Origin of the sequence: Amycolatopsis balhimycina FH 1894, from assembly GCF_000384295.1 — a bacterium.
Classification (GTDB): domain Bacteria; phylum Actinomycetota; class Actinomycetes; order Mycobacteriales; family Pseudonocardiaceae; genus Amycolatopsis; species Amycolatopsis balhimycina.
On sequence record NZ_KB913037.1, the window covers coordinates 3,245,749 to 3,258,824 of the forward strand.

13 protein-coding genes are annotated in these 13,076 nt (G+C 69.7%); 4 read left to right on the forward strand and 9 right to left on the reverse strand.

What is annotated here, in order from left to right:
• Window positions 1–5 precede the first annotated feature (5 nt).
• From A3CE_RS0113835 to A3CE_RS0113850, 4 genes are all read right to left on the reverse strand, one after another.
• Window positions 6–632, reverse strand: a complete 627-nt coding sequence (locus A3CE_RS0113835) for a TetR/AcrR family transcriptional regulator (RefSeq protein ID WP_020640685.1) — start codon at window positions 630–632, stop codon at window positions 6–8.
• Complete coding sequence (locus A3CE_RS0113840; protein ID WP_020640686.1) at window positions 629–1,837, reverse strand: cytochrome P450; 1,209 nt, start codon at window positions 1,835–1,837, stop codon at window positions 629–631. The genes A3CE_RS0113835 and A3CE_RS0113840 overlap by 4 nt, the downstream gene beginning before the upstream one ends.
• Window positions 1,838–1,993: 156 nt before the next feature.
• Window positions 1,994–2,428, reverse strand: coding sequence for a pyridoxamine 5'-phosphate oxidase family protein (locus A3CE_RS0113845; RefSeq protein ID WP_020640687.1), 435 nt, complete (start codon window positions 2,426–2,428; stop codon window positions 1,994–1,996).
• Window positions 2,425–3,000 (reverse strand): TetR/AcrR family transcriptional regulator, encoded by a 576-nt coding sequence (locus A3CE_RS0113850; RefSeq protein ID WP_020640688.1) that lies wholly within the window; start codon window positions 2,998–3,000, stop codon window positions 2,425–2,427. The genes A3CE_RS0113845 and A3CE_RS0113850 overlap by 4 nt, the downstream gene beginning before the upstream one ends.
• An 87-nt stretch (window positions 3,001–3,087) precedes the next feature.
• Here A3CE_RS0113850 and A3CE_RS0113855 point away from each other — a divergent pair, with 87 nt between their 5' ends.
• From A3CE_RS0113855 to A3CE_RS0113865, 3 genes are all read left to right on the forward strand, one after another.
• Complete coding sequence (locus A3CE_RS0113855) at window positions 3,088–4,107, forward strand: aldo/keto reductase (protein ID WP_020640689.1); 1,020 nt, start codon at window positions 3,088–3,090, stop codon at window positions 4,105–4,107.
• Window positions 4,107–4,970 (forward strand): LLM class flavin-dependent oxidoreductase, encoded by an 864-nt coding sequence (locus A3CE_RS0113860; protein WP_020640690.1) that lies wholly within the window; start codon window positions 4,107–4,109, stop codon window positions 4,968–4,970. The genes A3CE_RS0113855 and A3CE_RS0113860 overlap by 1 nt, the downstream gene beginning before the upstream one ends.
• 190 nt (window positions 4,971–5,160) lie before the next feature.
• Window positions 5,161–6,519: an IS1380 family transposase gene (locus A3CE_RS0113865; RefSeq protein ID WP_020640691.1), complete on the forward strand. Its 1,359-nt coding sequence runs from the start codon at window positions 5,161–5,163 to the stop codon at window positions 6,517–6,519.
• 169 nt (window positions 6,520–6,688) lie between these two features.
• Here A3CE_RS0113865 and A3CE_RS0113870 read toward each other — a convergent pair whose 3' ends face one another.
• Both A3CE_RS0113870 and A3CE_RS0113875 read right to left on the reverse strand, forming a co-directional pair.
• Window positions 6,689–8,728: a cellulose binding domain-containing protein gene (locus A3CE_RS0113870; protein WP_245589516.1), complete on the reverse strand. Its 2,040-nt coding sequence runs from the start codon at window positions 8,726–8,728 to the stop codon at window positions 6,689–6,691.
• A 145-nt stretch (window positions 8,729–8,873) separates the two neighbouring features.
• Window positions 8,874–9,605: a TetR/AcrR family transcriptional regulator gene (locus A3CE_RS0113875; protein ID WP_020640693.1), complete on the reverse strand. Its 732-nt coding sequence runs from the start codon at window positions 9,603–9,605 to the stop codon at window positions 8,874–8,876.
• Window positions 9,606–9,692: 87 nt separating this feature from the next.
• Between A3CE_RS0113875 and A3CE_RS0113880 the strand changes: the two genes are divergently transcribed.
• Entirely contained in the window at window positions 9,693–10,568 is an 876-nt protein-coding gene (locus A3CE_RS0113880; protein ID WP_020640694.1) for an NmrA family NAD(P)-binding protein, read from the forward strand.
• Between the two features lie 178 nt (window positions 10,569–10,746).
• Here the strand turns inward: A3CE_RS0113880 and A3CE_RS56490 are convergent, their stop codons facing one another.
• The 3 genes from A3CE_RS56490 to A3CE_RS0113895 all read right to left on the reverse strand — a co-directional run bounded on the left by A3CE_RS56490 (window position 10,747) and on the right by A3CE_RS0113895 (window position 13,025).
• Window positions 10,747–11,409, reverse strand: a complete 663-nt coding sequence (locus A3CE_RS56490; protein WP_125592466.1) for a hypothetical protein — start codon at window positions 11,407–11,409, stop codon at window positions 10,747–10,749.
• Complete coding sequence (locus A3CE_RS0113890) at window positions 11,406–11,723, reverse strand: PadR family transcriptional regulator (RefSeq protein WP_020640696.1); 318 nt, start codon at window positions 11,721–11,723, stop codon at window positions 11,406–11,408. The genes A3CE_RS56490 and A3CE_RS0113890 overlap by 4 nt, the downstream gene beginning before the upstream one ends.
• A gap of 792 nt (window positions 11,724–12,515) precedes the next feature.
• Window positions 12,516–13,025, reverse strand: coding sequence for a hypothetical protein (locus A3CE_RS0113895; RefSeq protein ID WP_125592468.1), 510 nt, complete (start codon window positions 13,023–13,025; stop codon window positions 12,516–12,518).
• Window positions 13,026–13,076 lie beyond the last annotated feature (51 nt).

The window sequence follows — 13,076 nt, forward strand, 5'->3', positions numbered from 1 at the left end:
GGGGGTTACTTCGTGATCGGCGCGAGCCACAGCCCGGCCAGTGCGTCGGTGAGGCGCGTGGCCGTTCCGCGCCAGCCGGGTCCCGGGGTGCCCGCGCCGTCGGCGATGGCGCGTTCCCGTTCGGCCATCGTGTGCATCAGCAGCAGGCGGGTGATGTCGTCGCGTTCGGCGCGGACGTCGGCGGGCAGCCCGGGCAGGCACCGGTAAAGCCCTTCGAGGGTCCGCGCCAGCGACGGGGACGTCAGCGTCTCCTCGACGATGACCGCGCGCAGGGACGGCTCGGTCATCACCTGGGCGGCGAACCGGGCGAACCAGCTGGGCCTGCCCAGCTCGGCCAGGTGCTCGGTGGTCGGGTACACCAGGCAGCTCAGCCAGTCCCGCAGCCGGGCGTCGGCGCCGAAGCCGTCCAGCCGGCGGCGGCGCAGCCCTTCGATCGGCCCGGTGTGCTTGCGGACGATCGCCCGCACCAGGTCGGCCCGGGTACCGAAGTGGTACCCGACGGCGGTGTTGTTGCCCTGCCCGGCCGCCTCGCTGATCTGCCGGTTCGACACGGCGAGCACGCCGTGCTCGGCGTAGAGCCGTTCCGCCACCGTGAGGATCCGCTCCCGCGTCGCCTGCGCGCGGTCCGTCACCAGCGGACGGGCAGTTCCCGCAGCCCGCCGACGGCGAGTCCTTCGACGACGCGCAGCTCGTCCGCCGGGACGGCGAGCTCGAGCGAAGGCAGCTTGCGCAGCAGCACTTCCAGGACCACCTGCAGCTCCGTGCGGGCCAGCGGCTGCCCGAGGCACGCGTGCGCGCCGGCGCCGAAAGCCAGGTGCGGGTTCGGGCTGCGGGTCAGGTCCATCGCGGCGGCGTTCTCGAAGGCACCCTCGTCGCGGTTCGCCGCGGCCATGCTGCACATCGCGGTGGTCCCGGCCGGCAGCACGCTGCCGCCGACCTCGAAGTCCTCGGTGATGTAGCGCTGCATGCCCACACCGGCGTTGGCGTCCGCCCGCAGCGCTTCCTCGACCGCCGTGCGCACCAGCGAACCGTCGGCGAGCAGCTGTTCCCACCGGCTCCGGTCGGCGAGCAGCATCGCGACCATCTTCGCGATCATGTTCGCGGTGGTTTCGTGCCCGGCGATGAGCAGGCCGATGCCGGTGGCGGTCAGCGTCGCGTCGGACCAGTCCGCGCCCTCGGCGATCAGCGCGCTGAGGATGTCCTCACCGGGTTCCGCGCGCTTGGCGGCGATGTGCGCGCCCATGTACCGGCCGAACTCCGCCTGTGCCGCGTCGAACTCGGCCTGGGTGTAGCGGGTCATGCTGAGCATGACGTCGGACCAGTGGGCGAACCGGTCGCGGTCGGTGTCCGGCACACCGAGCATGTCGCAGATGACCCACACCGGCAGCGGGAAGGCCAGGCCCGCCTTGAGGTCGCCGGGCGCGCCCTTGGCGACCATCTCGTCGATGAGCTGCTCGGCCATCGCCGCCATGCCGGGCCGCAGCGCGTTCATCCGCTTGGCGGTGAACCACTTGCCGATCATGCGGCGCCAGGTGAGGTGGGCCTCGCCGTGCTGCGGGAGCACGGTGGCCATCTCGCTGTTGAAGACCCCGCCCGACTCGGTGTCCGCGACGCGGGCCGCGTTGTCCGCCGGGGTCGGCCGGGTGAACCGCGGGTCGGACAGGACGGTCTTGACGTCGTCGTACCGGGTGATCAGCGCGGCTTCGTCCCCGCTGGCCAGCGCGACGCGCGCGACCGGGCACTTCTCCCGGAACTCCGCCCACTCGGCAGGCGGTGCCAGCGCGGTGTCGGCGGCGAACGGGAACCGCGGCAGCGGCTCGGTGTGGCTTGGCGTCATCTCGGGCTCCTCGTCGGTGAATGTCCGCTGCCCCGAGCATGGCGACGCCCGGTGGTTAAGTCAAGCAGTTGACTTAATTTCCAGCCGACCGATCGACGTCATGAACGACTCTTTCCTGTCGCCGGACGTCAGGAAAGAGTCGTTCACAACATCGGACTACTCGCGTTCGACCTTGCGCAGGCCACCTTCGGGCGTCCACCACTCGACGACCAGCAGCGTCGCCGCCGTGTTCAGGTGGGTGTGCACCACCTCGGCGACGTCCACCCGGAACCGCTCGCCGTCTTCACTCAGCGCACGGCCCGCGATCTTCGCCTCCCCCGGCCATTGCGCCTCCGCGCCTTCGACCGGGTCGACCGTCCCGCTGTGCAGCGCGAACCGCGGGTCGCGCCGCAGGTCAGCGCCCTTGCGCGCGTTCGGCATCGAGCCGAAGGTCAGTTCGCCGTCCCCGAAGACCGTCTCGATCCCGGAGATCCGCGGCGACCCGTCGCCCCGCAAGGTCGCGATGGTCTTGTGCTTGTGCGCGTCGAACAACTCCCGAACCAGCCGCGCGAACTCCGGTTCCGCCGCTTCGAACTCCCGCCACGCCGTCATGCCTCCATGGTCTCGCACTTCAGGCCCGCGACGAGGATGCCGACCAGCCGGCGCGCGTCGTACTGCGGATCGCTGTCCGCGCCGACGCAGAGGTTGCCGACTCCCCGCATGAGTTCGAGCGGCCGCACCTCGGCCCGGAGCTCGCCGGCCGCGGCCGCCGCGTCGAGCAGCTCGGCACACACGGGCACCAGGCGATCGAGGAAGTACGCGTGCAGTGACCCGAAGCCGGCGTTGCCGGACTGCAGCACACCGGCGAGCCCGTGCTTGGTCGCCATGAAGTCGACATAGAGATCGACCCACTGCACCAGCGCCTGGTACGGGGACTCGTTCGAAGCCAGCAGGGCCGGTCCCGCCTCCATGCAGGCGTCCACCTGGTGCCGGAAGACGGCGATGATGAGGTCCGCCCGGGTCGGGAAGTGGCGGTAGATCGTGCCCATCCCGACGCCGGCCTTCGCCGCGATGTCGCGCACCGGCGCGTCCACCCCGGACGCCACGAAGACCGCGGCCGCCGCGTCCAGCAGCGCCTTCTCGTTGCGCCGGGCATCCGCCCGCTTGGGCTTGCGCTCGCCCACCAGCCCTCCCTTGCTAAGCGGAACAATGTTCCGTATCGTTAGCGGAGCAACGTTCCGTTTGCTCATCTTGCCACGGAGGCAACCCCCATGCAGTACCGCACCTTGGGCCGCACCGGCGTCCAGGTCAGCACCCTCGCGCTCGGCGCGATGAACTTCGGCTCGATCGGGCGCACCACGCAGGACGAGGCCACCGCCATCGTCGACGCCGCACTCGACGGCGGGATCAACCTGATCGACACCGCCGACATGTACGGCCAGGGCGAGTCGGAGACGATGGTCGGCCAGGCGATCGCCGGCCGCCGCGACGACATCGTGCTGGCCACGAAGGCGACCATGCCCATGGGCGAGGAGCGCAACCACCGCGGCAACTCCCGCCGCTGGCTGGTCACCGCGCTCGACGACAGCCTGCGCCGCCTCGGCGTCGACCACGTCGACCTCTACCAGATCCACCGCTGGGACCCCACCACGAGCGACGAGGAAGCGCTTTCCGCACTGACCGACCTGCAGCGCGCGGGCAAGATCCGCTACTTCGGCTCGTCGACCTTCCCCGCGTACCGCATCGTCCAGGCGCAGTGGGCCGCCCGCGAGCACCGCCTCGGCCGGTACGTCACCGAACAGCCCAGCTACTCGATCCTGCAGCGTGGCATCGAAACCCACGTCCTGCCGGTGACCGAGGAGTACGGACTGGGCGTCCTGGCGTGGAGCCCGCTGGCTTCGGGCTGGCTGTCCGGCGCGATCCGCGCGGACCGGGAAATCAGCACCAGCCGCGCGAAGGTCGTCCCGCAGCGCTTCGACCTCGACGTCCCGGCCAACCGCGCCCGGCTCGACGCCGTCGAGAAACTCGCCAAGATCGCCGACCAGGCGGGACTTTCCCTGATCCAGCTCGCGCTCGGCTTCGTCACCGCGCACCCGGCCGTGACCAGCGCGCTCATCGGCCCGCGCACGCTGGAGCACCTGCGCTCGCAGCTCGCGGCCGCCGACACCGTGCTGCCCGCCGACGTGCTCGACGAGATCGACGGCGTCGTCGCCCCCGGCACCGACCTGGCCCCGGACGAAAAGTTCGACACCCCGCCCGCGCTGCTCGACCCGTCGCTCCGGAGGCGCTGATGACACCCCGCTTCGGCATCATGACCGCGCCCATGCAGGCCGGCTACGACGAGATCCTGCGTGTGTGGCGGGAAGCCGACACCGTGCCGGAGATCGAGCACGCGTGGCTGTTCGACCACCTGATGCCGATCGGCGGCGATCCGGACGGCCCGATCTTCGAAGGCTGGACGCTGCTTTCGGCCCTCGCGGCGCAGACGTCGCGGATGCGCGTCGGCCTGCTGGTCACCAGCAACCGGTTCCGGCCGCCCGCGGTGCTGGCGAAGATCGCCACGACCGTCGACATCGTCTCCGGCGGACGGCTCGACTTCGGCATCGGCGCCGGCTCCCGCCCGAGCCATCCGCTGGCACGGCGCGAGTACGACGCGCACGGCCTGCCGTACCACGACCAGGCCGACGCGGTGGCGGCGCTGGCCGAAGCCTGCACGGTCATCCGTCGCTTGTGGACGGACGGCGCGCCGTTCGACTTCGAGGGTTCGCACGTCCGGCTGACCGGAGCGTTCGGCAACCCCAAGCCGGTGCAGCGGCCGCACCCGCCGATCATGATCGGCGGCCGGGCGAGCGCGACACTGCGCGTGGTGGCCGAGCACGCCGACCTCTGGAACATCCCGGGCGGCGGCGACATCGAGGACCTGGCCGGCCGGAGCAGGCTGCTCGACAAGTACTGCGAGGAGATCGGCCGCGACCCGGCGGAGATCACCCGCTCGATCTTCCTGCCGGTCGACTACGAGCACCCGGGAGAGACCCGGGGCAAGATCGCCGAGGCGGCCGACGCGGGGTTCGGGCACATCGTCCTCGGCCTGGCCAACCCGTACCCCGACGGGGTTGCCCACTGGGTCGCCGACGAACTGATCCGCCAGTCCTAGCACGTCGAAACGTCTTGAATGACTCATTCAGGACCTCCGACCCGGATCCACCGGTGAATGTGCTGGCTGGGGGTATGTCGTAAACGGGCAGATGCCCTCTGACCTGGGATGATTGTTCTTGTCTAGGGAACAAACAGACCTTAAGTGAGAGGGCATCTGCTGGATGCGAGCATCTCATACCTGGGGCAGGGTGGCGGCGAGGTTCGACGATCAGAGCGTCGTGTCCCATGCCGGGCTGCTGCCCTTGCTGCGACTGGCCGAGAATGTCGGCTTCGCCGATCTGGCGGCCGAACGGATCAGGATCCCTGGTCCGGCTGGTGCGAACCCGAGCGCGAAGCTGCTCTCGATCGTCGCGGGCATGGCCGCGGGCGCGGACAGTATCGACGATCTGGATGTGCTGCGGGCCGGCGCGATGCACCGGCTGTTTCGCGGGGTCCGGGCACCGTCGACGCTGGGGACGTTCCTGCGCGGGTTCGACATCGGCCACGCCGGTGCGTTGGAGGCGTTCGCCGCGCAGGTTCTGATCCGCCTGGCCCGGGCCACCGGCGGGCGGTTGCTGCCCGGGGTGGGTGAGTACGCGATCCTGGACGTGGACTCGAAGATCACCCAGGTCTACGGTCACGGCAAGGTCGGTGCGAACCGCGGCTACACCCACGTGCGGGGCTACCACTTCCTCGCCGCCACGTTGTCCACCCCGATCGCGGCGCCGGTGCTGCTGGCGACCCGGCTGCGCGGCGGGCAGGCCGACACCCGCCGCAACGCCACCTCGTTTGTGGAGCAGGCACTGCGGACCGCCCGTGGCTGCGGCGCCACCGGGAACCTGCTGGTGCGTGCGGATTCCGGCTACTACGTCTGTTCCCTGATCCACGCCGTCATCGCGGCGGGGGCCCGGTTTTCGATCACCATGCGCCAGCATCCCGGCCTGCAGCCGGTGATCGAGGGCATCGACGAGCACGCCTGGACCCCGATCACCTACGCCACCCCGGTATTCGATCAGGACACCGGGACCTGGATCCACACCGCGCAGGTCGCCGAGACCAGCTACACCGCCTTCACCAACTCCACCGAACACCCGCAAGGCCCCATCTCCGCCCGGCTGATCGTGCGCCGCTACCGCGTCGAGACCCGCAGCGAACAGGGCGAGCTGTTCCCCGTCTGGCGCTACCAGGCCATCTTCACCAACACCGGCCTGAACACCGTCGATGCGGAGAAACAGCACCGCGGCCGGGCCGGCACCATCGAGCAGGTCTTCGCCGACCTCAACAACTCCGCCCTGGCGCACTTCCCCTCCGGGCAGTTCCACGCCAATCAAGCCTGGCTCACCCTGACAGCCCTGACCCACAACCTGCTGCGCACCCTCGGTGTCCTGGCCAGCCAGGCGCACGCCCGGGCCCGCACCGCCACCCTCCGCCGTCAGCTGATCGCCGTTCCCGCCCGCGTCACCCGCACCGCCCGCACTCTCACCCTGCGGCTCCCGCAGAACTGGCCCTGGCAGGACAGCTGGCTCGGCCTGTTCACCAGCACCGCAGGGCCACCACCGCTCCGCTGAGCCCCTGCCCCGACGACCGGAGACCTCACCGTGGACGAGCTGGACCAGCCAGCACGATCCAGCACGCCCACCACCCACAACAAGATCAACAACCCAGCCCCAAGATCACCAAAAATCACATCGGTGGATCCGGGTCCGAAGCCCTGAATGAGTCATTCAAGACACCTGCTCAGCCGGCCGCGCAGACGACGCCGTTGAGGCTGAACGCCGTCGGCAGGATGTTCGGCCCGCCGTAGTCGGCGGTGAACCCGACGTCCACGCCCGAGGCCGTCGGCGCCGACGACGTGACCGTCACCGTCGTCCCGTTCTGGGCCCAGGTGCCGTTCCAGCCGCCGGTGAGCCGCTGCCGCGCGGTGGGCCAGCTGAACGTCAGCGTCCAGTCCCCCGCGACGCCGGTCGCGGTGACGTGGATGCCGCCGACGAAGCCGCTCGCCCAGTCGGTCACGTCGGTCATCCGGACCGCACAGCTGCTCGCCGCCGGTGCGCCGGTGGTGAACGTCAACGGCGGCGACGCCCAGGACACGTTCCCGGCGGTGTCCCGCGCCAGCACGTTGACGGTGTACCGGCTGCCCGGGACGAGGTTCCCGACGTCGAGGGACGTGCCGGTGGCCTCACCCCACTGTTCGCTGGTGGTGCCCAGCTGCCGGTACACCTCGTACTTCGCGATCGGGTGGCCGCCGGGCGCGGCCGGGGCCCAGGTGATCGTCGCGGTCCGGTCGGTCGCCGTCGCGCTGGGCTGCCCGGGCGTCCCCGGCCCGGCGGACGCGCCGGAAGCAGCAGTGTGCAGGACCAGCGTCGTCAGCGAATACGGCGGCAGGGTCTGGGAAGTGCTCGTCCCGGTCGTGGCGCTGCTGATCGCCGTCGCGCCGTTGGTGAAGGTGAACACCTGCGGCGCGGCCGCCGACGGCGTGTAGCCCGCGTAGTCCAGGGTCACCGCCCTGGCCTGGTCGGGGTCCTTGTTGAGCAGCAGCACGGCGAGGTCGCCGTTCGCCCGGCGGACGGCGTGCGCGCCGACGAGCGGGTCGTCCGCGCCGGCGCGGACGAACTGGTCCCCGGGACGCGCGAACGTGCTCAGCATCTTCAAGCCGTAGTACGGCGCGAAGGGCGTGTTGAGCGCGGGCTCGCAGACGCCGCCCTCCAGGCACGTGGCGCTGGAGAGGAGCCCGGAGTCGCCGTAGTCCGGATAGCCGGCCACAGTGGACAGTTTCGTGCCGCCGTTGTGCGTGTCCCACCAGTTGATCGTGAACACGCCGTTCTCCAGCAACGAGCTGTAGGTGTCGGCGGCGAACAGGGCGCCGGGCTGGGTGTCCATCCCGACCGGCGTGTTGGTCTCGGTCATCGCGACGCCGATCCGGCCGGAGTTCGCGCCCGCGTACCGCGTGATCTGCTCGCGCGCCGCGAACATCATGTCGTTCACCTGCTCCGGCTTGGCGAGCGCTTCCGCCGCCGTCGAACCGCTGGGATACCAGTGCAGGATGACGAAGTCGATGTGCGGGCCCGCGATCGACAGCACGGTCTGGTTCCAGGTCGCCGTGTCCCCGGAGCCGACGATGCCGTCCGGCCAGTTCCCCGGGGTCGTCAGCACGGCGCCGATCTTGACACCCGGATCGACCGCCTTCATCGCGTCGGCATAGGCGACGACGCCGTTGGCGTAGGCCGCCGGGCTCTTGTCGGCGTGGTTGTCGGCTTCCCAGTTCGCCCCGTAGTGCCCGTTCCCGTAGAGCTCGTTGCCGATTTCCCAGTACTTGACGCCGTAGCCCTTGGTCACGTTGGAGTACCGGACCCAGTCCGCGGCTTCCGCCGGCGTTCCGGTGCCGTAGTTGGCGATGATGACCGGCTGGGCGCCGGCTCTGCGCACACCGCCCATGAAAGTGTCGAAATCGGTGTTCGGCGCCACGTAACCACCCGGCGCGGTGTTGTCCTTCCAGTGGTAGATGTCGCCGTAGGAACCGCCGGGGTACCGCATCGTGCGGACACCGGCCGCGCCGAAGAGGTCAGCCACCTCGTCGGTCCCCAGCTGGCTGTCCCACACCGCGTGGTTGATGCCGATCCCGGTGTCCGGCATGGTGGCCAGCCCGGCTCGGGCGTTGACGGTGACCGTCGCCGCGGGTGTGGTCGCCGCCCCGGCGATGGCCCCCATTCCCCATACCGCCGCGGCGAGCACGGCGATCACCGGCCACACTGCCCAGCGCAGACGTCGAGCTGTCATGAAGGTCCATCCTCACTCGTAGGGCACGAACGGATGACTGGGAGCGCTCTCAGGAGAGAACCACCGAGGCGGCCCGAAAGCAAGTAGGTGCGGAGCTTCGCCGGGCGTGACATGTCGATCTTGCATGACCTGCGTGCGGTCCCGGTCACCGATCCCGTCGGTCCTGGAGTTCGGCGACGGCGCGGGTGAGCCACTCGGACAGGAGGGTCCGCTCCGCGTCGCTGAGCGCCGGAAGCCGAGGTAGTGCCGCTCGGAATGCGACAGTGAGGGCAATGGGGCCGGAGGCGGGCGGCGCCGGCGTGGAGGTGAGTATGGCGCCGAGCACCGCATCCAACAGCGCATCGGCGAGCCCGGTGTCGCGGTGGTCCTCCGGCTGACTCAGCAGCGCGAGCACGGCGCCGCTGCCGGCGGCGTGGATCATGTCGACCGCGCGTGCTTCCGACGTCTTCAACAACCCCGCGGCCGCCACTCGCGCGACCCGGGCGCGCAGCACCTGGACACCCGCGGTGGTGGCGGAAGTGCGCTGCAGGCGTCCTGGCTCGACGAGGAGCAGGAACACGCCGGGGTTGGCGAGGCCGAAGTCGATGTGCGTGCGCCAGGCGGCGCGCAGGTCGTCAACCGGGTCGCCGTTCTCGTCGGCGGCCTTCGCCGCCTTGTCGGCGACGTAGTCCGTCATCACGTGCTCCGCGACCGCCTCCAGGAGGCCGCCCTTGTCGCCGAAGAGACGGAAGATGGTCGGTGGCGGTACGCCCGCCGCCTGGGCGACCGCACGCGTGGTCACGGCGCGGACACCGCCCTCGTGGAGCAGGCGAGCAGCGGCGGCGACGATCGTGGATTGGGTGTCAGCGTGGGCTTCGACGTCGGGCGGCACCGGCATGGATCGATGATATCAGCCAAGTGCTACCAGTGATCCGAATCAGTGATACCGTCATGAGTGAATCACTGGTTCGCACTGGAGGAAGACATGATCATCGTTACCGGGGCCACCGGTCGTCTCGGGTCCCAGATCGTCCGGAAGCTGCTCGACCGCATGCCCGCCGACACCGTCGGCGTGAGCGTGCGCGACACGGACAAGGCCGTAGCGCTCGCCGACCGCGGAGTTCGTGTCCGTGCCGGCGACTTCACCGACCCGGCGTCTCTGGACCACGCGTTCGAGGGCGCCGACCAGGTGCTCGTCGTCTCGGCCGCGATCCGGGGCCTCCAGGCCGCCACGGCGAGCAGGGCCGCGATCGACGCCGCCGTGCGGGCCGGCGCCGCACGCGTGCTCTACACCAGCCACCAGGTGGCCTCACCCGACGCGCTGTTCGATCCCGGCCGGCAGCACGCGGCGGCTGAGGCGCACCTGGCCGAGCAGAATGTCGCGTACACGGCGCTGCGCCACGGCTTCTACGCGAGCACGTTCGAGTACTACGTGCCCGCCGCGCTGCAGACCGGTGAGTTCCGGCTCCCGGCCGACGGCCCGGTCTCGTGGACGGCACACGCCGACCTCGCCGAAGCCGACGTCATCGCCCTGACCCGTCCCGATGCGCTCGACGGGGTGACTCCGCCCCTGACCGCCCCCGAATTGCTCGATTTCTCCGACGTCACGCGCATCCTCAGCGACCTCACCGGCCGGACGATCACCCGGGTCGTCGTGGACGACGAGGAGTGGAAGGCGACGGTGACCGCCCAGGGCATGCCGGCAGATGCGGCCGACTTCACCCTCGGCATGTTCCGTGCCGCCCGAGCCGGCCAGTTCGCGGTCACCGACCCAGCCCTCCAGACCCTGCTCGGGCGGCCGGCGATCTCGGCACGCACCGTGCTCGAGAACATCCTCCAGCAGCAGCCCGCCCGACCGTGATCGCGGCGGAGGCAGGGCATCCGAAACGCACCATCGCGTGGGCTTCAGAACATGGTGTTGTCGTTCGCCGACGTCGACGGCCGGCTGACGCGCAGAAGGATGTTTCGGGCTGGTCGCGGAACTGAAGCGGAGAACGACTCGACACTGGCCCGACCCGAGCAGGTCGGCCGCTGCGTTCTCAATCCTCCTGAGATTCGACGATTGCTCGGCGGATCGCGCGGATGCTGGAGATCGGGTGTGCGGCAATGGCGCCGGCGAGTCCGGTGATGGCTCCGACGAATCCGACCGGCAATACGTATCCGATCCCGAATCCGACCCATAACGTCGCGTTCGGGAAGGATTCGGTGACCACGGTGTACACCGCCGTACCGATCGTGACGACCTCGAAGCCGACCACGGCGGTGATCGCACCGACCGCAGCCGCGATCGGCGCGGTCCGTCGCCGGGCCCAGCAGAACCCGATCACGGCGAAGTAGGGTCCGGCGAGAACCGCCGCAGCTAGCGGAAGTGGCGCGTCGGCACCACGATTCGCATAGACCCACAGCGACATCCCGATACCCCCGGCCACAGCGGGACCGTAGACGTGGAGACCACCGAGGCCACCCGCCGATTCGATCCACCGCAGCCGGATGTGCCAACGGTGCCGGCGGGCCGGGCTCGATTCGATCCACCGGAGCCGAACTGCGCCGAGGGCCCAGCGCAGTTGCGACCACCCCGTCGCGATCTCGTCCAACTCGGAGCCCAGCGCACGAACCCAAGTAAGTTCTTGGCCGCGCCCGCTGGCCACCCAGCGAAGCAGCTGGCGAGCCACCGATCCGGCTACACGGTCCAGGCGTTTCATGACAGCGCCGGTCTCGGACGCCGTTGCGCCGTTCCGCGAGCCTCCGCGGTAGCAGTGAGCGTTGCTGCCGCGGCCATCCCGTCCGTGGTCAGGCGGTACAGATGACGGGCAGGCCGGCCAATGCATTCCGGTTCGGCCCAGCGCGTCTCGAGCCACCCCCACTCGGCCAGCCTGATGAGGATCGGGTAGAGGGTGCCCGACTTGAGCCCGGTGCTCCGGCTGAGGTCGTAACCGTACTGCCAGTCCTGGGCATTCTGCGCGAGTTGCTGCAGAACACCGACGGTCTGCGGGGATGCCGCCCGGGTCCGAGCCATGCAATAACTCTACATATATAGGATTCTCGCGGCAAGGGCCGATGCAGGGAACTCGGCATAGTTCCTTATCTGGACTAACAGCCTGGGAGCGGGCGGCAAGCCGGCCTTGGCGGGCATCGTCACCGCCTCCTAGTGATGACCGGGATGCCCAAGTCGACGGCGGTCGAGGGTCGGGCGAGCTGCTGTGGGTCGAGGCTGGTCAGCGCAATGCCCGGGGTCGCGCGGTGGTCAGCAGTGGTGTCGACCGGGCAAACCTGGGGCCGTGTCCGTGGTGCCGACCGGGTCCAGCTGATGGACATGGGCATGGCCGGGCGCAACCCGGGCCGGATCATCCTGCACCGCGAGGTCGCATGCCGTGAGACTGAGAAGTGTGAGCTGGTCCTGCCCCCAGGCGTCATGACTCGATGCGGATGCCGAGGAAGGCTTCTCGGAGGCCGGACAGGCTGAAGTGGCCGTTGGCCAGGTCGGCGACCCAGTACGTCCAGTCGCTGACCAGTAGCTTCCTGAGTAGTGACGCCGTCCCCGGTGGAAACGGAAAGTTCGCCAGGGCGCCGCCGCACTCAAGATTTGAACATCTATTTCGAGCCAGGGGGCCACAACCTCCGGTTCCTGGCCTGGAAGCCGGATGCGAACAGAAGCCGCCATGATGCTCCCTGCCGCAGGTGAGCTCCTCGACGATGTCAGGCCTACATCTCAACCTGCGTTCACAGACCGATCGACAACGGCGCGTCGCAGAGTCCCACTCGAACGGCCCAGCGCGCCTAACGCTCGCGAGCCGCCATGCCGGTGCGATCAGCGGATCGCCATTTTGCGTCGTGCCACGACGAACAAGCCACCGACCTCGCCGAGGAGTGCGGCAACCGGCGTAACCACCATCGGCACGACGAACACCGCGCCCATCAGGATGCCGTTCAGTGACGCGTGCGTGGCACCCAGATGACTCGGACGCTGGATTATCGTCGCGTAGAACACGGTGAACAGCACGGAGAACGTGACCACGAAGAACGTCGCAACGACGAATCCGGCTACGGCTCCGGCGCGCGCTCCCGCCCAACGGGTCCCGGCCCGCTGTTCCGCGCGGGCCCCGATGAGCACGAACCCGGCCGCGTATAGCGCCAGCAGCCCGAAGCCGACGGGATCGCGTCCGCTCCACTGGGCCGCGGCCACCGGCAGGGCCAGGTTGCTGACGAACAGCACCGTCACCTCCGCCGCGCCGAGCAGCAATCCGCCGTACAGCCCCTGACGGGCCGAACCATCGACCAGACTTGCGAATGACCTGCCATCACGCACCATGTCGGTCACCTCCGCGATTCCGGGTACCCCTGCAGTCGTACACACCACCTCAATCGTTAC